A 23,112-nucleotide genomic window follows, 5' to 3' on the forward strand; every position below is an offset into this window, starting at 1 on the left:
AGGAGCAGACCCATGTTTCATTTCTCCAACATCGTGCGCACCAAGGGCGACCCCAAGATCCTCGAGAGCGGACCGAGCCTGAAACAGCCGGTGGATCAACTCGCCCGCGCGCTCGGCTGGTTCAGCATTGGCCTCGGCGTCGTCGAGTTTTTCGCGCCGCGGCGCGTCACGGAAACGCTGGGCATGGAAGGCCATGAGACGATGGTGCGCGCCTTCGGCGTCCGCGAGATCCTGGCCGGGATCATGTCGCTGTCCGTGGACAAGAATGCCGGCCTGTGGGCCCGCGTCGGCGGCGACGGCCTCGATGCCGCGGCGCTGCTGTCGGGACTGACGCCTGATAATCCCAAGAAGGGCAACATCGCGCTGGCGCTGCTGATGGTCGGCGGCATCGCCATGCTCGACTACAGGGCCGCGCAGGATACCAAGCCGCGCCGCCCTCCGCGCGATGCACGGCGCAAGCTCTACCCGAACCGCAGCGGTTTCCCCAAAGGCATCGAGAGCATCCGAACTGCGGCGCGGCAGATCGCAGCGCATGCTGGGCAGAACGAGGTGAAGCAAGGTGATGAGCGTCGAATCCCCTGACAAATCTGCGTGGTGGGAATCCGCCGTCATCTACGAGATCGCACCGATCTCCTTCCAGGACTCCAACGGCGACGGCAAGGGCGACCTCGCCGGGCTGATCTCGCGTATCGACTACCTGAAATGGCTCGGCGTCGACGCGGTGTGGCTGACGCCGATCTACAAGAGCCCGTTCCGCGATCTCGGCTACGACATCTCCGATTATTGCGCGATCGACCCCGCCTTCGGCAGCCTCGAGGATTTCGACCGCCTGCTCGCGGCGCTGCACGGCAAGGGCGTCCGCCTCATCCTCGACCTCGTCCCCAATCACACCGCCAATGATCATGCCTGGTTCGCCGAAAGCTCGAGCTCGCGCAACAGCGCCAAGGCCGATTGGTACATCTGGGCGGATGCGGCCGAGAATGGCGGGCCGCCCAACAACTGGCTGAGCCGTTTCGGCGGCAGCGGCTGGGAATGGTGCGAGGCACGGCGGCAATATTATTATCATTCGTTCCTGGTCGAGCAGCCCGACCTGAACTGGCGCAATCCGCAGCTGCGCGCCGCGATCGCCGACGTCATGCGGTTCTGGCTCGAACGCGGCGTCGACGGCTTTCGCGTCGACGCCAGCGCGGTCCTGATCAAGGATGCGCTGATGCGCGACAATCCCGCCAAACCCGACGCCGAGGGCAAGCCGCCGCCGCAGCGTCAGACGCCCGTGTTTACCGACGACCGGCCGGAGACGATGGATTGCATCGAGTTCATCCGGAGCGTGATCGACGAATATCCCGAGCGCATGCTCTGCGGCGAGGTCCAGGGCAAGACCGACCGTATCGGCCACTTCTACGGCAACGACAAGCCGCGCCTGCATCTGCCGCTCAATTTCGCGCTGCTCGATTCGCAATGGGACGCGCTGTCGCTGCAGGCGACCATCGACGCGTATTTCAACGCGATCCCGGAGCAGGCCTGGCCGGTCTGGGTGATCGGCGGCCACGACAAGCAGCGGGTCGCCAGCAGGATCGGCGAGGCCCAGATGCGCGTGCTGGCGATGCTGCTGATGACCTTGCGCGGAACGCCGTTTCTCTTCATGGGCGACGAGATCGGCCGCAAGCGCGTTCCGATTCCGTCCGAGCGCGTCCGCGATCCCTTCGAGAAGCTGGTGCCGGGCTATGGCCTGTGCCGCGATCCCGAGCGCGCGCCGATGCGCTGGGACGACAGTCCCGACGGCGGCTTCACGACCGGCCAGCCATGGCTGCCGCAGGAGCGGCCTGATGGCGCGGCCAACATCGCCACGCAGCGGCGCGACGAGCGCTCGATCCTGGCGCTGTTTCGTGCGTTGATGGCGCTGCGGCGCGAGCATGCTTGCCTGCGCCGGGGGGCTTACGAGCCGCTGCGTTCGCAGAACGACGTTCTCGCCTACAAGCGGACCGATCGCGGAAGCGGATTCCTGATCGCGCTCAACATCGCTGCCGAGCCGCGGAAATACCACTGGCAGGGCCGCGGCCGCCTGCTGATCTCAACGCACCTCGACAGGCCGCCGGAGCCATTGCCGGACGCCTCGATCCTGCTCCGCGGCAATGAGGGCGTGATCATCGCAATCGAGGCGCGGTGACGACAGGAACCATCGGCGCATCAGCGCGTCTGATCAACGCCTCCGACATCCCCCCTGCCGGAGGCGGACTGCGCGAACCGCGGCCCCGGCGCTCGCCGCCTTCGGGCGCCGGGGCTGGCGGCATGAAGCTTGGAGGCAGGCCAAGGGAGGCAGGCAAAAGGGAGGCAGCGCATGAGCAAGACGAAGGGTCTTCGGCAACGGATCGCCGGCAAGACCAGGCAGGCCGTCGGCGAGATCCTCGGCGACCAGGATCTCCACGATGACGGCAAGGCGCAAGCCGAGCGCGGGCGCGACGAGCAGGACCAACCGAGCGAGCTCAATCCACTGACGAAGCTCAAGCAGCTGACGTGAACGCGAAACCGCGACCAACGCTCTCCGATACGGCACGGTACGCTGGCGGAGGCGCGTCGCGGCTGGCGCGGCAACGACGCTCGCGCTGGATCGCCGCCGTCGAGCTCGGCCTGATCAGCAGCACGTTCTCGACCCTGGTCAGCCAATTGTTCGCCGCCCGCATCGGCCGCGACGCCGCGGTCGACTGGATGACGGTCGCCGCAATTCCCGCGCGCGACTGGGCGCTCAGTGCCGAGCCGTCGTGGAGCGCAATCCTCGCCGGGATTGCCTTCCATCAATGGGCGGACTTTTCCTGGGCGCTGGTGTTCTTCGGCGTGCTCGGGCGCTGGACCGCGGACTTGCGGCCGCGAACGATCCTGCTGCTTGCGCTGCCGTGGGCGGCATTCTCCTCGAGCATGGAATGGTTCGTATTGGTTCCGCTGTTTCCGTTCTGGCAGCCGCTGTTCACGCTGCAACAGCCCTACTGGATCGGACTGCTGGTCCATACCTCTTCCGCCGTGATGTATCCCCTGTTCGCCCGGCTGCGCTGGAGGCGCGGCCATGCGCCGGCGCGCGACATCCGCTTCACCAACGCCTGGGCCACCGGCGCGGTGGCGGTGACCGTGCTGCTCGGCGCGACCGCATTGTTCGGCAGCCACGGCTACGAGCCGCCGTGGATGGGCCGCGACAGGGATGCCGACCAAACCTATATCCGTCACATGACCGCGCATCACGCCCAGGGCATCGAGCTGGCGCGGATCGGCGCAGAGCGCGCCCAGGACCCGCATCTGCGCAAGCTCGCGATGCTGATGGTCGCGAGCCAGGCCGGCGAGATCAGGATCTTCGAGAACTGGTGGCTGAGCTGGTTCGACACGGAGATGCCCGATTGCAGCACGGAGGAACGCGCGGCCATGCCGGGCTATTTGACGCCGGCCGAGATGCGAGCGGTCAAGACCGCATCGCTCGACCAGTTCGATGCGGCCTTCGTCCAGGCCATGAGCAGGCATCATGCCGGCGCGGTGAGGATGGCCGACCGGATGTGGCAGAGCCGCGGCGATCCGCGCCTGCGCGTCATGGCGCATGCCATTCGCCACGAGCAGCAAGGCGAGATCGCGCTGATGCACGGCATGGACGGCGTTGCAGCCGTCGCCACCGCGTTCCGCAACATGTTCGACGACAACGTCAATTGAGCTGATAGCACCCTACTCACGCCAGAATTCGGTCAGCTCCTCCGCGGTCATCAGGTCGACCTGACCGTGGAAGCGGGTGCGGTACATCGTCATGAGAGCGTCGTGCCCGACGTCGGAGGAGCTGCACAGCGCGTCCTCGACGATCACGACCCTGAAGCCGAAATCGACGGCGCTGAGGACCGTCGAAAGCACGCAGACGTCGGTCTCGGCGCCCGAGATCACGACCGTGCCGACCTTCTTGTCGACCAGCCGGCCCGCCAGGCCGGGATTGCTGAAGGCGGAATAGGCCGGCTTGTCGATCATTGCAGCCGGCGGAACGAACTTGCTCAGGGCGGGCACGAGCTCGAGCGCGGATGGCGGAAGATGCCTGCGGGTGGCCTGGTGCCAGCGGCGAAAATAGTTCTGCCATTGCCCGGCACGGTCTTCCGGATCCAGCGGCGTGACGAAGCGCGTGAAGATCGTTCTGGTCTGATAACGCGCAACGATCGAGGCGATCGTCGGCAGGACGCGCTCCATCCAGGGTGTCGCCCACAGACCGCCGGGCGCGAAAATGTTCTGCATGTCGATGCAGAGGTGAACGGCATCCCTGATCTCGGCGACATCCGACGCACTGTTTCTCATGGTCCTCCACCGGCGAACGCATGGCCGCGGCACGTCCGCGGCGGGCTCACTGACTGCAAATGCGATTCCGACGGCCATCGTTCCGCATTGATGCGGCCGGTGATCCCGCAGATGAGGCCCGGATATGCCATCGCCCGGCCGGGAGGTCTTTGGCGTTCGCGGGCTCAGGCATACCCACGCTGCACCGCCGGACGCGCGAGGCCCCGCTCGAGCCAGGCACCGACCGATTTGAACTGGGTGAACTCGACGAGATCGCCGGCGCCATAGAAGCCGATGAGATTGCGCACCCAGCCGAGCATGGAGATGTCGGCAATGGTGTAGTCGTCATCCATGAACCATTGCCGGCCGGACAGATGCGTGTCCATCACGCCGAGCAGGCGCCTGGCTTCGGCGACGTAGCGGTCACGGGGCCGCTTGTCCTCGAAATCCTTGCCGGCGAATTTGTGGAAGAAGCCGACCTGGCCGAACATCGGCCCGACGCCGCCCATCTGAAAATGCAGCCACTGGATGGCCTGGTAACGGCGCGCGGGGTCCTCAGGCAGGAGCTTGCCGGTCTTCTCCGCGAGGTATTGCAGGATCGCCCCGGACTCAAACAGCGGCAGCGGCCTGCCGCCCGGGCCGTCGGGATCGAGGATCGCCGGAATCTTGCCGTTCGGATTGAGCGAGAGGAATTCAGGCGTCTTCTGGTCGTCCTTGCCGAAGTCGACCCGATGCGCCTCGTAGGGAAGTCCGATCTCCTCCAGCATGATCGAGACCTTGACGCCGTTCGGCGTCGGCAGGGAGTAGAGCTGAAGCAGCTCGGGATGCCTGGCCGGCCAGCGCTTGGTGATGGGAAAAGCGGATAGATCAGACATCGGCGCTCCGGCTGTTCGTGAGATGCCGCCCAGTCTAGGCGAGCGGACGAACGACGCAAGGCCGACCAATTGTCTGGAAGATCGCGGGGGAAGAGGACGATCGGTAGTGCCCTTGAAGCGACTAAGGCGGCAGTGTTGCGATCTTGACGACCGGGGTCATGGTTTCATGCTGCAGTCGATACTGGATGAACCATTGCCCCGTGATCAGCAGCGCGGCCGTGAAGGCAGCCGCGAGCGTCGCGGTCGCCCATTGGCAGACATCGTACATGGCATTTGTCCCTCAACTCCTTCGGCCTAAACGCCAAGCTCACGTGCCGCGTTCCGACGTCGACCGAAAATTTTGCCAGTTTTTCCCGCCTCCGCAGACGAGCCCCTGCGATGTTTTTAGGGACCATCGAGCAGCTCTGCGCGTTGTGACGGGATGAACATCGAGAAGCGCGCCCTGCTCGACCACGCACAGCGCTGTCGCCGCGTCGCGGACGATCTCGCCCATCGCGAAGCCGCGCGGCGGTTACGGGCCATGGCCGATGTCTACGAGGCGCGAGCAGCACAATTGGCCGACGAAGATGGCTCCTCGAAGCCGGACCGTCACGAACGCAGCCGCCTTGCCGATACAGGCGATCGGCACAATTGATCGGTTCAATAGTTGATCTCCATCCGCAGTCCGCGCGGATCGATGTCTTCGCCACCGATGCGCTGCGTGCTGTCGCGCGCTGCGACCGCGCAGGCGCAGGCATCGATGAGATCGTCGCGACCGATGCCGGTGCCGTGGCGAAGCGTCAGCCATCTTTCGACCTTGCTGAAGCCGCGGTCTCTCAGCAGCGCAACGCGCTGCTCGCGGCCCCGCGGCGACGTCTTCGGCGCGAGCCGCACGCGCCCTGCCAGATTCCAGAACACCAATTCCGGATGCGCTTCGCCGATCGTCGCCTGCCGCGCCGGCGTCATAACCTCGTCCACCTCTCTGATCTTGTCCCTGATATTCCAGAGCTGCGCCGACACGCCCCTGCCCTTGCCCTCGTGCGTCCAGTAATGGCGATTGGCCGTGGCCATGTCCGGGAATGTCCAGAGGTCGCGGCGCGCACCGAGAAACACGGCAGGGCCGATCAGCTCGCGGGCGCGCAGATCGCAAGCGCGATAGCCGCTCGGATCCAATCCGATCGGCATGTCGATCATCGCGCGCGCATGCGGCAGCGCGAGCAGGCGCGTCAGGCGAGGTGAATAATCGAAGCCGTGATCGCCGCGCTCGTCGATCCAGGCCGCGACCCAACCGAAACGAAATCCATCGAGGCCGAGATAGTTCGGCACCTCATGCATCCGTCATTTTCAATTTCCTTAGCGACCATCGCTTGACATCCGCAAGTTGCCGGCGTATGTCCCGCGCCCTCGCAAGCACTTCCGTTTGCGACAGACACCATGAACCGAGCGATGCTGAACCGCTACGAAAGAATTGTCCGCATGAAGAATAGCCCAAAGCTATTCGACTGCGCATGCCCGGCTCATGGGAGCGATCTTGCCTGACCGCAAGATCGATCGTCCGCTTCTCACGGACCCTCCCGAGCCTGCCGCTCCGGAGGGTTTTTTATTGCCCGCCGCGCGGCCCAACCGAACAACCCGGCATCGGCCGGAACGGGAGACCCGGATCCCGGGGCTCGCGCTGAGAAGGCGCGTGCCCAAGTGCGCGGGGCCTGCCGGAGGGAACGAGGCGATGAGCCGGACACCGATGGCAGAGCGAACCCTGAGGTTCGCAAGATGCGGCGCGTCGACAGCGCCGCGATAGAATTTTTGTACGTACCCTCAACGGCCGGTGTCAAAGCACCGGCCTGGCGGTGGTGAAGATGTCTGTTACTTCGTGGTAAAGGCGCGAGAGCGCCGAGCAGGTTCGACTCCTGCGCGCCGAAAGGCGGTTCGCCCGCAAGGGCAGCAACAGCATCGATCGTTCCCCGCCAACCCCATCACGGTCCGTGGTGAAGATTTCTGTTACTTCGCCTGCAACGCGAGAGGTCGCGGGTTCGAATCCCGCCCGGTGTCCCATGCACCGGTAGCTCAGAGGATAGAGCGCTTTCCGGCAAGCTTGCGCTTGCCGGGTTACAGCAATCGCCTGTTCCCGGATCGTGACCCCTTAGCCACCGCCGGTGGTGAAGAGCGCTGTTACTTCGTGAATCACACTGTCGAAGGTTCGACTCCTTCCGGACGAGAGTCCGTAGCTCAGCGGTAGAGCATGTGGAGCCCCTCGTGGGCAGGACAGCCTCGCCTGTTCCCCGGCACCCGTTTCGATTCCCATCAACCCCAGAGGAGGCCATCATGGTCAGGCTCAACAAGATCGTTCGCGCCTTCACGCGGGAGGGCGCGCGCGCCGTGCGCTTCACGCCCGAGATGGAGCTGAAGCGCGCGCTGATGAACTGCCTCCTGTGGGAGGACCAGTTCTATGAGGACGGCGTCGCGATCGCCGACCGCATCAAGGCGCTCGTGCCCAAGGTTGCGCCCGCCAGGGTCGCGCAGCTTGCGATCGAGGCGCGCGAGGTGATGAAGCTGCGGCACGCGCCGCTGCTGGTCATCCGCGAGATGGCGCGGAGCGAGAAGCACCGTACCCTCGTGGCCGACACGCTCGCCCGGGTGATCCAGCGGCCCGACGAGATGACGGAGCTGCTCGCGATCTACTGGGCGGATGCGCTGGGTCCTCAGCAGCAGCGCAAGCGTCAGCCGGTCTCGGCCCAGGTCAAGAAGGGTCTTGCCCGCGCGCTGACCAAGTTCGACGCCTACCAGCTCGCCAAGTGGGACCGCGACGGCGCGGTGCGGATCAGGGACGTGCTGTTCCTGGTCCACGCTAAGCCTGGGGATGCCGAGCAGGCCAAGGTGTGGAAGCAGCTCGTCGATGGCGAGCTCGCCTCCCCCGACACCTGGGAGGTTTCGCTCTCGGCCGGCAAGAGCAAGCGCGAGACCTTCGAGCGGCTGATCGCCGAGAAGAAGCTCGGCGGTCTGGCGCTGCTGCGCAATCTGCGGCTGATGCAGACTGCGCAGGTCCCGCGCGAGACCATCGCAGGCGCGATCGAGGCGATGCGGACGGATCGTATCCTTCCCTACCGCTTCATCACGGCGGCGCGCTATGCGCCGGACTTCGAGCCCGAGCTCGAGGCTGCGATGCTCAAGTCGGTCAAGGACCATGTGCGGCTTGCGGGCCGGACGCGGCTCCTGATCGACGTCTCGGGCTCGATGTTCGCAACCCTCTCCGCGCAGTCGGAAATGACGCGCGCGGAGGCGGCGTGCGGCCTTGCCATCCTGGCGCGCGAGATCTGCGACGAGGTCGAGATCTTCACCTTCTCCAACGAGGTCGTGAAGGTCCCGCCCCGCCGCGGCTTCGCGCTCAGGGATGCGATCATCAACTCGCAGCCGCATGGCGGGACGTATCTCGGCAAGGCCGTGACGGAGATCGACCGCAAGGGCGATCGCCTGATCGTCTTCACCGACGAGCAGAGCCACGACCAGGTGCCCGAGCCGCGGGCGCGCGGCACCATGGTCAACGTGGCCTCGTATCAGCACGGTGTCGGCCACGGCGCCTGGACCCGCGTCAACGGCTTCTCTGAGGCCGTGGTCGCGTGGATCGCGGCGTCGGAGACGGCGTTGCACTGATGCGCACAACGACAACGGCCCCGGACGCAAGAACTGCGCCCGGGGCTTCAGAACTTTCGGAAATGAACCGCCGGCCCGTTATGGTGCGCGCGGAATGACAAGGACTACGACCATGCGACGACCCGATCCCTACATGGAACGCGCCCGCGAGCTCTGCCTCGCCGCCGGTGTCGATCCCGACTCGCGCGTCGGCGAAGGACGCGGCCAGCCCGCCTGGTGCCTGTACAAGGACGCCGCGCGCAAGGAGCATCTGGCCCGCGAGGCCAATGCAACCGCGAGCTCGATCGCCGCGTTCCGAATGCAGGACACCCGCTTCCAGAATGCGCCGCTGAAGGTGTTCGGTCCGCACGAGGACGCGACGATCGCGCAGATGCGCAACTGCATGGCGGTCGGCAACGTCGTCTCCGGCGTGATCTGCGCCGACGGCCATCTCGGCTATGCGCAGCCGGTCGGCGGCGTCATCGCCTACGAGAAGCAGATCAGCATCTCCGGCGTCGGCTTCGACATCGGCTGCGGCAACATGGCGGCCCGGCTCGACACGCGCTTCGACGACATCGCGGGCCTCGTCCCCACGATCATTCGCGACGTCGCCAGGACGATCTCGTTCGGCGTCGGCCGTGCCAATGCCGAGCGGGCGGAGCACGATCTGTTCGACGACGGCGATGCCTGGCGCGAGAGCGACATGGAGGCCTACCGCAACAAGGCGGTGAGCCAGCTCGGCACGGTCGGATCGGGCAACCATTATGTCGACCTCATGCGCGACGAGGACGGCTTCGTCTGGATCGGCGTCCACTTCGGCAGCCGCGGTCTCGGCCACACCTCCGCGACGCGCTATCTCAAGGCCGCCGGCGGCAAGGACGGCATGAACGTCCCGCCCGCCGTGGTCGACGAGGACAGCGAGCTCGGTCGCCGCTACATCGCGGCGATGCAGCTCGCCGGGCGTTATGCCTATGCGGGCCGCGAGTGGGTCGTCGAGCGCGTCCGCCGGATCATCGGCGGCAGCGTCACCGAGAGCGTGCACAACCACCACAACTATGCCTGGCGTGAGACCCACGACGGCAAGGATCTGTGGGTGGTGCGCAAGGGCGCCACGCCGGCGTTTCCCGGCCAGAAGGGATTCGTCGGCGGCTCGATGGGCGACGACGCCGTCATCCTCGAAGGTGTCGACAGCGCGGAAGCCAAGGCCTCGCTCTACTCGACCGTGCACGGCGCGGGCCGCCTGTTCGGACGACGGGAGGCGAAGCGGCGCTTCTCGCGCGCGGAGATGGACCGCTGGCTCAACGAGCGCGGCGTCACCCTGATCGGTGCCGACCTCGACGAGAGCCCGATGGCCTATCGCCGCCTGCCGGACGTGCTGGCGCAGCATGCCGGCACCGTGAAGGTGCTGCACACGCTGCGGCCGTTCGCCGTCGCCATGGCCGGCGAAGGCGAATTCGATCCGTGGAAGGATTGACACAAGCAGCGGGCGGGAGGCGATGCCTCCCGCTCGTTTCGTTTCATCCTGGAAAGCGAGACCGCCCGCTTCGTCAGCCTCCGGCGGCCTGATAGGCCAGGCGCTTGAACTCGAAGAAGAACGGATTCCAGAAGCCCATGTAGCGCTGCGCCATCAACACGCCGGCGGTGTTGGCCTCAGGGCAGATCCACCAATGGGTGCCGGCAAGGCCGCCCCACTGGAATTCACCAGTCGAGTTCGGCGGATCGAACGGCGTCGGCGCGAAGGTGACGGCGCCCCCGAGACCAAAGCCCTTGCCGGGGATCGGCCCGAGAGTGGCGAAGCGGATGGTCTGCCCCGTGGGCAGCTGGTTCGTCATCATCTGCCCGAGCGTCTCCGGCTTCAGCAGGGCATCCGAACCGGGCAGCAGCGCGCGGACCAGCGCGAGCATGTCCGGCAGGGTCGAGACCAGACCGCCGCCGCCCGAGAGCCGCGGGAACGGCCGCCGATAGGCTTGCGGAAACGGCAGATTGTCCGCGCGCGTCAGGCCCGGCTTCATGGGGTCGAGCACGTCGGCGCCATTGTAGAGCGCGACCAGCCTGCCCTGCTGTGCCTCGGGCACGTAGAAGCCGGTGTCGGTCATGCCCAGCGGATCGAAGATGCGCGCCTTGAGGAAGGCATCGAGGGATTTACCCGAGACGACCTCCACGACGCGGCCGAGCACGTCGGTGGCAACGGAATATTCCCAGGCCGTACCGGGATGATAGGACAGCGGCAGATCGGCCAGCTTGTCGATCATGTCGGTCAGCGGCGTCAGCGGATTGAGCACGCGCGCATCATTGTAGCCCTTGAACAGCACCGTGCCGGGATCGAAGATGCCGTAGCTGAGACCGGAGGTGTGGGTCAGGAGCTGGCGGATCGTGATCGGGCTCTTTGCCGGCTCGACATCGGCGAGGCTCGAAGCGCCCGGCTTGAGCACCTTGCGATTGCCGAGTTGCGGCAGGAACGTCTCGACCGGATCATCGAGCCCGATGCGGCCTTCCTCGACCAGCAGCATGATCGCGCACGTGACGAAGATCTTGGTGTTGGAGAACGCGCGGAAGATATGGTCGGGCCGCAGCACGGCGTTGGCCTCGCGGTCGGCAAAGCCGACGCATTGCTGGTCCACCACCTCGCGCCCGCGCAGCACGGCCCAGGATGCGCCCGGAATGATCTCCTGATCGACATAGCGCTGCATCGCCGTCCGCGCGGCGGAAAAATCAGGTGTCCTGGCGTCCATATATCCCCCCAAATTCTGGTTGGCATCGATATAGCGCGAATTCGCGGGATATGAAGCCCGCCGCGCGGCTCATCCCTGTTTCATCAGCACTGTGACGTGCAGGCGACGCCGAATCCGCATGCCCTGCCGCTGGTACAGGGCAATCGCGGACGTATTGTGGGAAAACACGTGCAGGAACGGAATCTCGCCGCGCGCCTCGATCCGCCGCGCGACCGCCGCAAGCAGCGCCTGTGCATAGCCGCGGCCGCGATAATCGGGATGCACGCAGACGGCCGTCATCTCGACGAACTTGCCCGGCTTCATCCGCTCGCCCGTCATCGCGACCAATTCGCCGCCGGCGCGGATGCCGAGGAACGTGCCAAGCTCGTGGGTACGTAGCGCGAACGGCCCGGGCTTTGTCAGCTCCGTCAGTGCCATCATCGCGGGCACGTCGGCCGCTCCCAGCGTGACGATCTCGGCGTCGCGGAGCGGGCTGTCGGCGGGCGAGCCGATCATCTGCTCGCCCGTATCGGCGAGCACCACCTTGAAGCCGCCGGGAACTTCGACCGGCTCCGGCGTGAACAGCGCGGCGACCTGCGTGCCGGACAAGAGATCGCGGAGCGCGGCAAAACTCGCTGCGGACATATCGGCCATGTCGGCAAACGGCGTCATGTCCACGGGGTAACGCAGCGCCCGCGGGCCGCCCTCGGCCAGATGCTTCTGGCTCGTCGTCAGCGCGCTCCAGATCGGACGATCCAGCAGCGCCTCATCGCTGTCGGACATCGGCTTAGTCCTTGTCGAAGCTGACGATGACGGCGGCGTTGGCGATGAGGATGGGGTCGTTGGCCACTTCCGTGGCCGAGGGAATCTCCAGCCCGCCCTTGACCGCGGTGACGGTCACGGTGCCGTAAGGCAGCTCCCTGGCGACGGCTTCCTTGTCCACCGCCTCAGGGTTGGGGACGCCGATCGTGACGTCGACGAACATGTCGTTCGCGGTCTTGCCGATCATCCGGAAGAAACCGAGGCTGGAATGCCGGATCGCGTCCGACACCGCCCGCTTCGCCGCCTTGGTGGCATCCCTGCCGTGGACGTCGACGCCCATGCCCATCTCGGTGACACAACGAACGCGGGTCATTTCATATTCCTGTGGTTGATTTGGTGATTGCGAGTGTGGGTGATCGGGGCGCGCGAGGCAAGTTTTTGGTCTCGTGTGCCGGACGCGCTGCAACGCTTTTGGCGTTGCTGCGCAGAGCCGGGACCCAGGAAGCCGCACAGCTCGCTGATGTATGGGCCCCCGCTCAGCAGCGCACCGCCAAGAGGCGCTGCGCCGCGTCCGGGGCACGAGAGCGTTGTTGTCACGCCTTCGCCTTCTCATGCGCGCGCAGCTCATCGACCAGCACCCGCACGTTCTCCGAATAATCGATCGGGATCGAAACGAGATGCAGGCCGCCCTCCTTGAAAGCGGCGTCGAGCGTCGGAGCAAAACTGTCGATGCTCGCGATGCGATGCCCCCTCGCCCCATAAGCCCTCGCGTAAAGCGCAAAGTCCGGATTGCCGAAGGTCATGCCGTAGTCGGCGAAACGATCGACGGCCTGCTTCCAGCGGATCATGCCGTAGGCGTTGTCCTCCAGCACCAGCACGACCAGATTGAGCTTGAGCCGGACGGCGGTTTCCATCTCCTGGCTGTTCATCATGAAGCCGCCGTCGCCGGCGACCGCGAGCACGCGGCGATCAGGATAGAGCATCGCGGCCATCATTGCCGACGGCAGGCCGGCGCCCATGGTCGCCAGCGCATTGTCGAGCAGCAGCGTGTTGGCGACGCGGGTGCGGTAGTTGCGCGCGAACCAGATCTTGTACATGCCGTTGTCGAGCGCGACGATACCGTTCTCGGGGATCACCTGGCGGATGTCGTGCACGATCCGCTGCGGCGTCGGCGGCCAGCGCGCCTCGGTGGCGCGGTCGGCGATGTGCCCCAGGATTTCCTCGCGCAACGGCAGCAGCGCCGCAGCTTGCGGCAGCTTGCCTTCGAGCCGGTCGGCGAGCAGCTCCAGGCTCGGGCCGACATCGCCCACCACCTCGGCGTCCGGAAAATAGACCTGCTCGACGCTCGCCGAGGTATAGCTGACGTGAATGACCTTCGGCCCCGACGGGCCCATGATGAAGGGCGGCTTCTCGATCGGGTCGTGACCGATCGCGACGATCAGGTCGGCGGCGTCGATGGCGTCATGCACGTAGTCGCGCTCCGATAGCGCCGCGGTGCCCATGTAGAGATTGGTGCCGCCGGGCACGGTGCCCTTGCCCATCTGCGTCGTGAAGAACGGAATGCCGGTGCGCCGAACGAAGCTTGCGATGCCGTGGGTCGATCGCGGCCGGCTGGTGGCTGCGCCCATCATCACCAGCGGGCGCTTGGCGGCCAAGATCATCTCGGCCGCACGGTCGAGCGCGGCGCGATGGGCGACCGGGATCTCGATCGGATGCACCGGGATCACGGGCACGGCAGGCACTTCGTCCCCGGCGATGTCCTCGGGCAGCTCGAGATGCACCGGCCCGGGCCGCTCCTCCATCGCGACGCGAAAGGCGTCGCGCACCACGGTTGGAATGCTGGAGGCGCTGACGATCTGCCGCGACAGCTTCGTCAGCGGCTTCATGGTCGCGACCACGTCCACGATCTGAAAGCGCGCCTGCCGGCTGCTCATGATCGGCTTCTGGCCGGTAATCAGTATCATCGGCATCGCGCCGAGATGCGCATAGGCCGCACCGGTGGACAGGTTGAGCGCACCCGGGCCGAGCGTCGACAGACAGACACCGGGCTTGCCGGTCAGCCGGCCATGGGTGGCGGCCATGAAGGCGGCGGCCTGCTCGTGGCGGGTCAGAACCAACTCGATCTTGGAGGTGCGAAGCGATTCCACCAGATCGAGATTCTCCTCGCCGGGGACACCGAAGATGCGATCGACGCCCTCGTTCTCCAGCGCGGCGACAAACAGGTCCGAACCTTTCGTCTTGCGTTCCTGCCCGCTCATGCCGCCTCCCACCTATGCTCGCTGCCGTGTTCCACGGCAGTCGGCACATCGTAGCGGCTCGCGGCTTCGGCACAACTCACAAAGAAAGGCGCGGCCGGATCTACCTCGTCATGGCGCGCGCAACGAGGCGGTACGGACCAGCGGCTTCCTCCGCGCTTCATCGCGGCGGCCGCCGGCTGCCAGATCTCCCCACGCGATTGACAGGCCAATATCTCTGACTATAGTCAGATATCATGCTGGACCCGATCTCGCGCGTTCGCCGTTTCAACCGCGCCGTCACCTCCGCTGTCGGCGCGCTCGATACCTCCTTCCTGGGCCGCGGCCGGCCGCTCGGTGCGGCGCGCGTGCTCAATGCGATCGGGCACGGACGTTCGGACGTGGCGGACATCCGCGATTATCTCGGTCTCGATTCCGGATTGATGAGCCGCCTGCTGCGCAGCCTCGAGGAGGAGGCGTTGGTCGAGACCGAAGCGCATCACGACGATGCGCGCCGGCGCGTCGCGACCTTGACGCGTTCAGGCCGGCGCGAGTTCGCCGCCTATGAGGCGCTGTCGAACGCGCAGGCCGAAGGCTTCCTCGCGCAACATTCACAACGCGAGGCGCTGCTGGCGGCGATGGACCTGATCGCCTCCACCCTGACGCGCGAGCGGATCGCGCTGGACGAGATGGATCCGCGATCCGCGGAGGCGCGCCACTGCCTCGGCGAGTATTATGCCGAGCTCGGCCGCCGCTTCAGCCAAGGCTTCGACGTCTCGCGCTCGCGCGACCCTGACGCCAAGGATATGCGCCGCCCGCGCGGCACCTTCATCGTCGCGATGTCGGACACGCTGCCGATCGGCTGCGTCGGCTTGAAGGGAACGGATCACGGCTACGCTGAGGTCAAGCGTCTGTGGGTCGCTCCCTCCGCACGCGGCTTGCGGCTCGGCCGGCGACTGATGGAAGCGGTCGAGGATGCCGCGCGGGATCTCGGCATCACGCTGCTGCGGCTCGACACCAACAGCGCGCTGCCCGAAGCCGGTCAGCTCTATCGCAGCACGGGCTGGCGCGAGATCCCCCGCTTCAACGACGATCCCTATCCGGACCTGTTCTTCGAAAAGCGGCTGTGACGCAGCGAGAGGGGATCACGTCGTCCGCGTCGGGCGCACGACAATCTCGTTGACGTCGACGTCATCGGGTTGCTCGATCGCAAAGCGCACCGCGCGCGCGATCGCATCCGGCTGAAGCGCGATGGCGCGATAGGTCTTCATCGCTTCGGCCGCTGCGGGATCGGTGATGGTGCCCGCGAGCTCGCTCTCCACCACGCCGGGATGGATGCAGGTGACACGGATGTTGTCGTGCTCCTGGCGCAGGCCGTCCGAGATCGCTCGCACCGCATGCTTGGTCGCGCAGTAGACCGCCGCGGTCGGCGATACGCTCAGGGCCCCGATCGAAGCGATGTTGATCACATGGCCGGAGCCGCGCGCGACCATTTCAGGCAGCACGGCCGCGATGCCGTAAAGCACGCCCTTGATGTTGACGTCGACCATCCGGTCCCATTCCTCGACCTTGAGAGAGGCCATCAGCGACAGCGGCATCACGCCGGCATTGTTGACGATCACGTCGACGCGGCCCCACACCCCGCGCGCGGCGTCTGCAAAGGCTGCAACGCTCGCACGATCGCTCACGTCGAGCGGATGCGCGAGCGCCGTCCCGCCCGCCGCCTTCAGCTCGGCCGCGAGATCCTTGAGACGATCGACGCGACGCGCCCCAAGCAGGAGCTTTGCGCCGCCTCTCGCCAATTCGCGCGCGATGCCCGCGCCGATCCCGCTTGAGGCGCCGGTGATGAGAATGACTTTGTCGATTGGCATGAGGTCCTTCCTCGCGTTCGGATTGATGGCGTGGAAGATGGACCCGGGCCGCTGTCGTGATAAGACGACAACCCCTAACCAGCACGGCAAGCATATCTAACCAATGGAACCCGATCTCAACGCTCTCGCCGTCTTTGCGCTGGTCGCCGAGGAGCGGAGCTTTCGTGCCGCGGCCGACCGGCTCGGCGTGACCCGCTCGGCCGTGAGCCAGACCATCCAGCGGCTGGAGGAAAATCTCGGAATCGCACTGGTCCAGCGCACCACGCGCAGCGTCGGCCTCACCGAGGCCGGTGAGCTGCTGCACGCGGAGGTCGCCCCCGCCATCGCCGACATGCGCGCCGCGCTCGGCAACACTGAAGCGCTGCGAGGGCGGCCGCGCGGATTGCTGCGCCTTGCGGTCGCCTCGATCGCCGAGCATTTTCTCTCGGGGCCGTTTCTTGCGGCCTTCGCCGAGGCCAATCCGGAGGTACAGCTCGACGTCACTGTGACCGACGCGGAATTCGACATCGTCGCTGCGGGCTTCGACGCCGGAATCCGGCTCGGTGAAGTCATCGAGCAGGACATGATCGCTGTGCCGATCGCCGGCGAGGAGCGCCAGCTTGCGGTCTGCGCTCCTACCTTTCGCGACCGTTTCGGCGTGCCGGCGCACCCGTCCGAGCTTGCATCGTTTCGCTGCATCGGCTGGCGTCCTGCGCCGACCGTCGCTCCCTATCGCTGGGAATTTGCGGAAGACGGCAGGGAGTTCAGCGTCGCGGTCGCTCCTGACATCACGACCAACGACATGGCACTGATGATCAAGCTCGCGGTGGCGGGCGCCGGCATCACGTTCGGAATGGAGGCGAGCTTCCGTCCCGCGATCGAACGCGGCGAGCTGGTGCCGATCCTGGAAGACTATTGCCCGTTCTTCGCCGGGTTCTATCTCTACTACCCGAGCCGCCGCAACGTCGCGCCGAAACTGCGCGCGCTGATCGAGCACGTGCAGCGGCGCACCTGAGCCGAAGGAACCTGCCATGACCAGGGACGAGCTTGCCGCCATCTATCGCGACTACATCGGCTGTCTCAATCGGCGGGACTGGCCGGCGCTCGGACAATTCGTGCATGAAGAGGTCGCCCACAACGCGCGGCCCCTTGGGCTGGCCGGGTATCGCGCGATGCTGGAACGGGACGTTCGTGAGATCCCAGATTTGCAGTTCCACATCGAGATGCTGATCTCCGATCCTCCCCGCATCGCCGCCCGACTGAGGTTTGATTGCACGCCAGCCGGGACATTTCTGAGTCTTGCGGTCAATGGAAAGCGCGTGTCGTTCTGCGAGAACGTGTTCTACGAGTTTCGCGACGGAAGGATCCGGCGCGTCTCGTCGGTGATCGACAAGGCGGCGATCGAAGCGCAGCTCTGACGCCCCGCCTCGATCCGAAACTCACGCTGCCGCCGGCGCCACCTGCCCTTGCGGCTTTGCGAAGGGCTTGAACGACATCGCCATCAAGAAGGCACCGAGGCCCATCGCCCAGGAGGCGATATAGAGCCAGGCGTAGCTGGAGAACGCGTCGTAGATCAGGCCGCCGGCGAGCGGGCCGGTGGCCATGCCGAGGCTGCCGGCCATCGCCGTGCCGCCGATCACCGTGCCCATCATCTTGAGCGGAAAGTTCTCGCGGATGAGCACGGCGTAGAGCGGCATGGTGCCGGCGTAGATGAAGCCGAAGATCGCGCCGACCGCGTAGAAGGTCGCGAGCTGATTCGCGAAAACGTAGGCCAGCGCGCCGAACGCCTGGAGCAGCAGGCCCGACACCAGCACACGCTTGGCGCCGAACCGGTCGCCCATCAGGCCGAAGGCGATGCGGCCGCCGAGGCCGGCAAGCCCCTCGATGCTGTAGATCGTCACCGCCGCGATCAGCGGAATGCCGCAACTCACGGCATAGCTGACGGTGTGGATGATCGGGCCGGAATGGGTGGCGCAGCAGAAGAAATTGGTCGCGAGCAGGATCATGAATTGCGGCGAGCGCAGCGCCTCGCTCACCGATATCTCGCTCTGCGCGGCCCCCTCGCCGATCGGAGCGGCCACGGCCTGCGCGAGCGCCGGCGGACGGCGCACCAGGAACGAGACCGGGATCATGATGGCGCCGACCACCAGCGCCACGATCTGCATCGAGGTCCGCCAATCGTGGCCGGAGATGAGCCAGGCCGCGAACGGCGACATCGTCATCGGCGCCATGCCCATGCCGGCCGACACCAGCGACACCGCGAGGCTGCGATTTGTGTCGAACCAGCCGGTGACGGTCGCCATCATCGGCGCGAAGATCGCCGCGCAGGACGCGCCGGTCAGAAGGCCGAACACGATCTGGAACACCAGAAGCGAGGTCGCGTGGCTCGCGGCGAACAGGCTGAGCGTCAGCACGGTCGATCCCGTCAGCACCACCGGCAGCGGCCCGAACCGATCCGACAGCGTGCCCCAGGCCATGCTGGTGAAGGCCATCGCCAGAAAGCCGATCGTCATCGCGCTGGAGATGCCGGTCACCGACCAGCCGGTGTCCTTGGCGATCGGCTGCAGGAACACCGGCAGCGAGAACATGCCGCCGATCGCGACGCAGCCGAGCAGGCCGCCGGCGGCGACGATCACCCAGCGATAATTGGAAGAGTTCATTGTGGTCTCCCGTCAGGTCTTGCCTGCGTGGAAGACGAATGGGAACTGCACCGGCCGACAGCATCGCGCAAGTTTTTGCGCAGCCCGCCAACACGAATCGCGAAAACAACCCCATGCACAGTAGCCGGCCTCTGCGGGATCAAGGACTTAACGAGCGGGCGAAATGAGCCGCCGGCGGTTTGCGCGGCAAGTCCGCGAGTTGACCCGCCGGGCAAAACAGCGGCGGATCGCATCCGGCAGCGGCTCGGCGATGCCGGAGGCTTGTCGGATTTCGGGTCAACCTGATGCGCCTCGGCTCGCGCTCGCAGGCCGACCTCATCACCTGCTCCGACATCGACATGATGAGCCCGGCATCCGACGGCCGCTTCCTGCACAAGGACGGCACGCCCTATCCGGACGCGTGAAGCGTCTGGAGCAACGCCTCACATGGCCGCGCTGCGGCGCCACGTGCTGACGGTGAGCCAGACCGCCGAGACGAGGAAGTAGAGCGCGCCGACCGCAGCGTAGCCCGCGACATTCGCGATCGATGGCACCGCAGGCATCGAGGCCTGAAAGATGAAGAAGCCGCCCGCCAGCGCCGATTGGCCACCGCTGAGCACCATGGCCCATTGCGCTCCGAAACGCTTCCAGCGGCGCACGGCCGTGCCGAGCTGGAGCAATCCGGACAGGATCGCCCAGGCCCCGAAGATTCCGAGCACCCAGTTCATGCTCACCTGCAAGGCCAGGATGACCGCGATGGTGGTCGCCAGACTGACCAGCACGTTCAGGCCCTGCGTGCGGTTCTGGTTCAAGCCGCCGCTGGAGAGCGCGTCGAGATAATTGGCGGCAGCGTCCCAGGCCGGATAGGCGACGAGCAGCGCCGCTGCGATCACCGCGGACGATGGCGCGATCACGAAGGCCGCGATGACCCAGGCGACGGAAAACGCGGCACGCAGGAAGTAGTATTGCTTCAGCCATTGCGCCTGGTCGGCCGCCTCCAAAGCGATCTCACGATTTCTCATTTCTCTTCTCCTTACCTACTAGTTGGTAGTTTGGATACGACGCGGAAACGTCGTGCCGCCCTGACCGGCATGGCCCGTGTCGACCTCGTCAGTGCCTGGTGGAAAGCCGGTCCAGCAGCGGCCGGATGATGGTTCCGAACATCTTTGGATCGCCATAAGCGCGCGCCGACAGCATCGCGCCGTGAACGGTCGCCATGAATCCCTCCGCCTCGACCCGTGCCGTGCTGGCGAGATGGAGCCGTCCTTGCCGCTTGCCGCGCTCCATGACCGATGTCAGCCAAGATGCCAGGAAACGGAAGTGCGCGCGGACTTCGAGCGCCACCTCCTCAGGCAGGATCGGAAGCTCGCTGGCCAGGAGCGCACAGACGCAGAAGGGAGCCGTTGCGTCCTTGATGCACGCCTCCCAATACCCCACGTAGTTCCTGAGCTGGTCGGCGGGGTCGGCGACATTGCGTTCGAGCGCCGACAACCCCGCCTGGGCCTCCTCGCGATAGCGCGACACGAGGGTGCGGACCAGGTCGACCTTGCTGGCGAAATGGTGGTGGATGCTCGGCTTGCGGATGCCCACGACATCGGCGATGTCGGCGTAACTGAAGCCGTTATAGCCACCCGCGATGATCAGCGTGCGGGCGCAGGCAAGAATGTCGTCGGCGGTCGAGGAAACGGTGCTCATGGCGTCTAGCTACCTTCCAGTAGGTAGGTCGTCAACCTCGGATGCTTCAACGATCCGTGAGCGAGTGGTAGGAGCCTGCATGACCATCCGCCCGATCGTGCGCTATCCCGACCGCCGGCTCGCGCTGCCGGCCCGCCCCGTCACCACCTTCGATGATGGATTGCGCGAGCTCGCAGCCGACCTCCTGGAGACCATGCGTGCCGCGCCCGGCATCGGCATCACCGCGCCGCATATCGGCGTGCCCTTGCGGGTCGTGGTGCTGGAGCTCGACGCCAAGGACGGCGCGCGCACTTACGTCAATCCGGAGATCACATGGGCCTCGCCCGAGATGATCCTGCACCGCGAGGGCAGCGTCTCGATGCCCGGGGTCAACGACGAGGTGCAGCGCCATGCGCGGGTGCGGATCAGCTATCAGGATCTCGATGGCAATATGCAACACGAGGAATCGGACGGCTTGCGCGCGGTGTGCCACCAGCACGAGATCGACCAGCTCGACGGCATGTTCTGGCTCCAGCGGCTGTCGCGGCTGAAGCGCGAGCGGCTGGTGAAGAAGTTCGAGAAGATGTCGCGACCTTGAGAGGGCAGCGAAGCCATCCGCCAGCGCCAGAGGCTAGACGGATGGACTACGCCAGCGGCCGGCGCTCCCGCGCGGCCGCTGGCAACTCCGTGGCGTGATCGTTGAGAGGGCGTGACGAGCTTCGAGATGCAACCGCTTTTTCGGAGCGATGCAGTTGAACCCTCACACGCTCAGACATCCCGCGTTGCCGGGTACGGGCGTGTTGAGCAGCTGCTGCTCCCACAGGTACGCGATGCCGCTACCGCCGGCATGTTGGGTGATCACCTTCGTCAGCGCGGCAGCTTGATCGGCCCGAGCCCAGTCGCGCTGCCATTCGGCCGCGAGCGCCAGCCAGGTCATCATATTCACGCCCGCCGCGATCATGCGCTGGATTGCGACCTGGTGGGCCTCCACCGAAACGGCGCCAGAGGCGTCGGTGATCACCGTTACATCCCAGCCTTCGCCACGAGCCTGAATCGCCGGCATCGCAACGCAAATTTCGGTCCACAGGCCAGCAATGATGAGCTGCTTGCGGCCCGTTGCCTTGACTGCGTCCACCACCTTTCGATCCTCCCAGGTGTTGATGAACGTCCGGTCGATGACTTCCTGGCCGGGGAAAACGTCCGTGATCTGAGGGAAAAGGAGACCACCCCGTTCAGCGATCACGGTGGTGAGGATCGTGGGGACGCCGAAGGCTTTGGCGGCCTTGGCCAGACCGGCCGTGTTGTTGATCACCATCTGCGGTTCATGGCTGTTCACGTTCGCAAGCTGGTAAGGCTGGTGGTCGATCAGAACGAGCACGGAGTCTTCGGGACGAAGAAGCGAAGCAAGGCCGTTACGAAAAGTCATCGTTGCATCCTTTATTGCCGTTGTGAGCGGCGCTGTTTTTCGAAGACGTACGCCAGCAGCGACGTAGCCGACGCCGAGATTGGTGTTCCCGGACGCGATACGGTAGTGTCGTGGTGAGGGACACCGTGTCGCGGAATGAGGAACGCTGAATTGGATATCGAAGAAATACGGACGTTCGTCGAAATCGCCGACGCTGGGGGAATTTCGTCCGCCGCGATCCGGCTGGGCGTCGCCAAATCGATCGTCAGTCGTCGGCTCCTGCGGCTCGAAGCGGAGCTTGGCGTCCAACTGCTTGCAAGAACGACCCGCGGGGCTGCGCTCACGGAAGCCGGCGTCACTTTCCGAGACCATGCCGCCAGAGTCAGCGCCGAGATCGACGCAGCGAGGGAGGCAGTGCTACCCGCCGGAGACTTGCGCGGCCGCTTGCGAGTTGCAGTGCCGCTTTCTTTCGGCCCGATCCACTTCGCTCCCATCCTTGCGGAGATGGCCCGGCGCCATCCCCATCTTCAGATCCAAACCTGCTACAGCGATCGCTTCGTCGATCTCATCGCAGAAGGATATGATTGCGCGATACGAGTTGGCCATCTTCAGGACTCCAATCTGATCGCAAGACGCGTCGGACCTGTCTATGGGAAGCTTGTCGCGAGCCCGGACTACATCAAGGCGCATGGGTCGCCTGAATCGCCAGAGGCACTCCTCGCCCATGAAGCCCTCATGCAGGGCACCGAAGTGTGGCAACTCATGGATGGCGACAAGATCCTCACGGTGCGTCCGCAGGGTCGCTTCAAGGCCGACAACGGCACAGCTCTGGTTTTCGCTGCGCTGGCAGGACTTGGGATCGCCTATCTTCCCGACAGGCTCACCCATGAATACGTAACCTCGGGCGCGCTTGTGCCGGTCATGACACGATATCCCCCGGCTCCGGCGGGTGCGTATGTGATCCGCCCGCCGGGCCAGCATCCCGCACGGAAGATACGGGTCCTCACCGAGTTGCTGATCGAGTATTGCGAGCCGGCTCCGCAGCCCGCGTAACCTCGCTCATCACTCC

Annotated in this window: 25 protein-coding genes; 12 read left to right on the forward strand and 13 right to left on the reverse strand. The window is 65.7% G+C overall.

The genetic code is table 11. From position 1 onward, the window contains the following. The first annotated feature begins 12 nt into the window (after positions 1–12). The 4 genes from E4K64_RS12330 (at position 13) to E4K64_RS12345 (ending at position 3,687) form a co-directional block, all read left to right on the forward strand. A complete protein-coding gene (locus E4K64_RS12330; RefSeq protein WP_135163745.1) occupies positions 13–582 on the forward strand; it encodes a hypothetical protein in 570 nt (189 codons plus the stop codon). Continuing rightward, on the forward strand, positions 563–2,167 hold the full coding sequence (locus tag E4K64_RS12335) for an alpha-amylase family glycosyl hydrolase (protein ID WP_135163746.1): 1,605 nt from the start codon (positions 563–565) through the stop codon (positions 2,165–2,167). Before E4K64_RS12330 ends, E4K64_RS12335 begins: the two co-directional genes overlap by 20 nt. A 171-nt stretch (positions 2,168–2,338) precedes the next feature. Further along, a complete protein-coding gene (locus E4K64_RS12340) occupies positions 2,339–2,518 on the forward strand; it encodes a CsbD family protein (RefSeq protein ID WP_135163747.1) in 180 nt (59 codons plus the stop codon). Continuing rightward, positions 2,515–3,687, forward strand: a complete 1,173-nt coding sequence (locus tag E4K64_RS12345; protein ID WP_135163748.1) for a DUF305 domain-containing protein — start codon at positions 2,515–2,517, stop codon at positions 3,685–3,687. Before E4K64_RS12340 ends, E4K64_RS12345 begins: the two co-directional genes overlap by 4 nt. A gap of 12 nt (positions 3,688–3,699) precedes the next feature. On the opposite strand, the gene E4K64_RS12350 is transcribed toward E4K64_RS12345, so the two are convergent. The 3 genes from E4K64_RS12350 to E4K64_RS40270 form a co-directional block, all read right to left on the reverse strand. After that, positions 3,700–4,308, reverse strand: coding sequence for a cysteine hydrolase family protein (locus E4K64_RS12350; RefSeq protein ID WP_135163749.1), 609 nt, complete (start codon positions 4,306–4,308; stop codon positions 3,700–3,702). Positions 4,309–4,472: 164 nt separating this feature from the next. Further along, positions 4,473–5,162, reverse strand: a complete 690-nt coding sequence (locus E4K64_RS12355; protein ID WP_135163750.1) for a glutathione S-transferase family protein — start codon at positions 5,160–5,162, stop codon at positions 4,473–4,475. Positions 5,163–5,283: 121 nt separating this feature from the next. Next, complete coding sequence (locus E4K64_RS40270) at positions 5,284–5,430, reverse strand: hypothetical protein (RefSeq protein WP_167771966.1); 147 nt, start codon at positions 5,428–5,430, stop codon at positions 5,284–5,286. Positions 5,431–5,583: 153 nt separating this feature from the next. On the opposite strand from E4K64_RS40270, the gene E4K64_RS12360 reads away from it, so the two are divergent. Continuing rightward, on the forward strand, positions 5,584–5,796 hold the full coding sequence (locus E4K64_RS12360) for a hypothetical protein (protein WP_135163751.1): 213 nt from the start codon (positions 5,584–5,586) through the stop codon (positions 5,794–5,796). A 5-nt stretch (positions 5,797–5,801) separates the two neighbouring features. On the opposite strand, the gene E4K64_RS12365 is transcribed toward E4K64_RS12360, so the two are convergent. Next, entirely contained in the window at positions 5,802–6,467 is a 666-nt protein-coding gene (locus E4K64_RS12365) for a DUF429 domain-containing protein (RefSeq protein WP_135163960.1), read from the reverse strand. Between the two features lie 996 nt (positions 6,468–7,463). Between E4K64_RS12365 and E4K64_RS12370 the strand changes: the two genes are divergently transcribed. Further along, complete coding sequence (locus E4K64_RS12370) at positions 7,464–8,789, forward strand: TROVE domain-containing protein (protein WP_135163752.1); 1,326 nt, start codon at positions 7,464–7,466, stop codon at positions 8,787–8,789. Positions 8,790–8,901: 112 nt separating this feature from the next. Beyond that, a complete protein-coding gene (locus E4K64_RS12375) occupies positions 8,902–10,242 on the forward strand; it encodes an RtcB family protein (RefSeq protein WP_135163753.1) in 1,341 nt (446 codons plus the stop codon). A 73-nt stretch (positions 10,243–10,315) separates the two neighbouring features. On the opposite strand, the gene E4K64_RS12380 is transcribed toward E4K64_RS12375, so the two are convergent. The 4 genes from E4K64_RS12380 to E4K64_RS12395 all read right to left on the reverse strand — a co-directional run bounded on the left by E4K64_RS12380 (position 10,316) and on the right by E4K64_RS12395 (position 14,499). Then, on the reverse strand, positions 10,316–11,500 hold the full coding sequence (locus E4K64_RS12380; RefSeq protein ID WP_135163754.1) for a serine hydrolase domain-containing protein: 1,185 nt from the start codon (positions 11,498–11,500) through the stop codon (positions 10,316–10,318). A 69-nt stretch (positions 11,501–11,569) separates the two neighbouring features. Next, a complete protein-coding gene (locus tag E4K64_RS12385; protein ID WP_135163755.1) occupies positions 11,570–12,262 on the reverse strand; it encodes a GNAT family N-acetyltransferase in 693 nt (230 codons plus the stop codon). A gap of 4 nt (positions 12,263–12,266) precedes the next feature. Continuing rightward, positions 12,267–12,614, reverse strand: coding sequence for a Lin0512 family protein (locus E4K64_RS12390; RefSeq protein ID WP_028178016.1), 348 nt, complete (start codon positions 12,612–12,614; stop codon positions 12,267–12,269). A 220-nt stretch (positions 12,615–12,834) separates the two neighbouring features. Next, positions 12,835–14,499, reverse strand: a complete 1,665-nt coding sequence (locus E4K64_RS12395) for an acetolactate synthase large subunit (protein ID WP_135163756.1) — start codon at positions 14,497–14,499, stop codon at positions 12,835–12,837. A 233-nt stretch (positions 14,500–14,732) separates the two neighbouring features. Here E4K64_RS12395 and E4K64_RS12400 point away from each other — a divergent pair, with 233 nt between their 5' ends. Continuing rightward, positions 14,733–15,605: a bifunctional helix-turn-helix transcriptional regulator/GNAT family N-acetyltransferase gene (locus E4K64_RS12400; RefSeq protein ID WP_135163757.1), complete on the forward strand. Its 873-nt coding sequence runs from the start codon at positions 14,733–14,735 to the stop codon at positions 15,603–15,605. A gap of 15 nt (positions 15,606–15,620) precedes the next feature. Here E4K64_RS12400 and E4K64_RS12405 read toward each other — a convergent pair whose 3' ends face one another. Beyond that, a complete protein-coding gene (locus E4K64_RS12405; RefSeq protein ID WP_135163758.1) occupies positions 15,621–16,346 on the reverse strand; it encodes an SDR family oxidoreductase in 726 nt (241 codons plus the stop codon). Positions 16,347–16,449: 103 nt separating this feature from the next. Between E4K64_RS12405 and E4K64_RS12410 the strand changes: the two genes are divergently transcribed. Both E4K64_RS12410 and E4K64_RS12415 read left to right on the forward strand, forming a co-directional pair. Continuing rightward, on the forward strand, positions 16,450–17,340 hold the full coding sequence (locus E4K64_RS12410; RefSeq protein WP_135163759.1) for a LysR family transcriptional regulator: 891 nt from the start codon (positions 16,450–16,452) through the stop codon (positions 17,338–17,340). Between the two features lie 16 nt (positions 17,341–17,356). Beyond that, positions 17,357–17,743, forward strand: coding sequence for an ester cyclase (locus E4K64_RS12415; RefSeq protein ID WP_135163760.1), 387 nt, complete (start codon positions 17,357–17,359; stop codon positions 17,741–17,743). Between the two features lie 21 nt (positions 17,744–17,764). Here the strand turns inward: E4K64_RS12415 and E4K64_RS12420 are convergent, their stop codons facing one another. The 3 genes from E4K64_RS12420 to E4K64_RS12435 form a co-directional block, all read right to left on the reverse strand. Beyond that, positions 17,765–18,985 carry an MFS transporter gene (locus E4K64_RS12420; protein ID WP_135163761.1) on the reverse strand — a complete coding sequence of 407 codons (1,221 nt, stop codon included), beginning with the start codon at positions 18,983–18,985 and terminating at the stop codon, positions 17,765–17,767. A gap of 422 nt (positions 18,986–19,407) precedes the next feature. Then, on the reverse strand, positions 19,408–19,986 hold the full coding sequence (locus E4K64_RS12430) for a DUF308 domain-containing protein (RefSeq protein WP_135163762.1): 579 nt from the start codon (positions 19,984–19,986) through the stop codon (positions 19,408–19,410). Between the two features lie 88 nt (positions 19,987–20,074). Continuing rightward, positions 20,075–20,659, reverse strand: coding sequence for a TetR/AcrR family transcriptional regulator (locus tag E4K64_RS12435; protein WP_135163763.1), 585 nt, complete (start codon positions 20,657–20,659; stop codon positions 20,075–20,077). A gap of 79 nt (positions 20,660–20,738) precedes the next feature. Here E4K64_RS12435 and E4K64_RS12440 point away from each other — a divergent pair, with 79 nt between their 5' ends. Next, the gene (locus E4K64_RS12440) at positions 20,739–21,236 is read left to right on the forward strand and encodes a peptide deformylase (protein WP_135163764.1); all 498 of its coding nucleotides are present in this window, start codon (positions 20,739–20,741) and stop codon (positions 21,234–21,236) included. A gap of 162 nt (positions 21,237–21,398) precedes the next feature. Here E4K64_RS12440 and E4K64_RS12445 read toward each other — a convergent pair whose 3' ends face one another. Then, on the reverse strand, positions 21,399–22,064 hold the full coding sequence (locus tag E4K64_RS12445; protein WP_135163765.1) for a hydrolase: 666 nt from the start codon (positions 22,062–22,064) through the stop codon (positions 21,399–21,401). 150 nt (positions 22,065–22,214) lie between these two features. Here E4K64_RS12445 and E4K64_RS12450 point away from each other — a divergent pair, with 150 nt between their 5' ends. Next, a complete protein-coding gene (locus tag E4K64_RS12450) occupies positions 22,215–23,096 on the forward strand; it encodes a LysR family transcriptional regulator (RefSeq protein ID WP_167771967.1) in 882 nt (293 codons plus the stop codon). Positions 23,097–23,112: the final 16 nt, after the last annotated feature.

The organism is Bradyrhizobium frederickii (assembly GCF_004570865.1).
GTDB classification, from domain to species: Bacteria; Pseudomonadota; Alphaproteobacteria; order Rhizobiales; family Xanthobacteraceae; genus Bradyrhizobium; species Bradyrhizobium frederickii.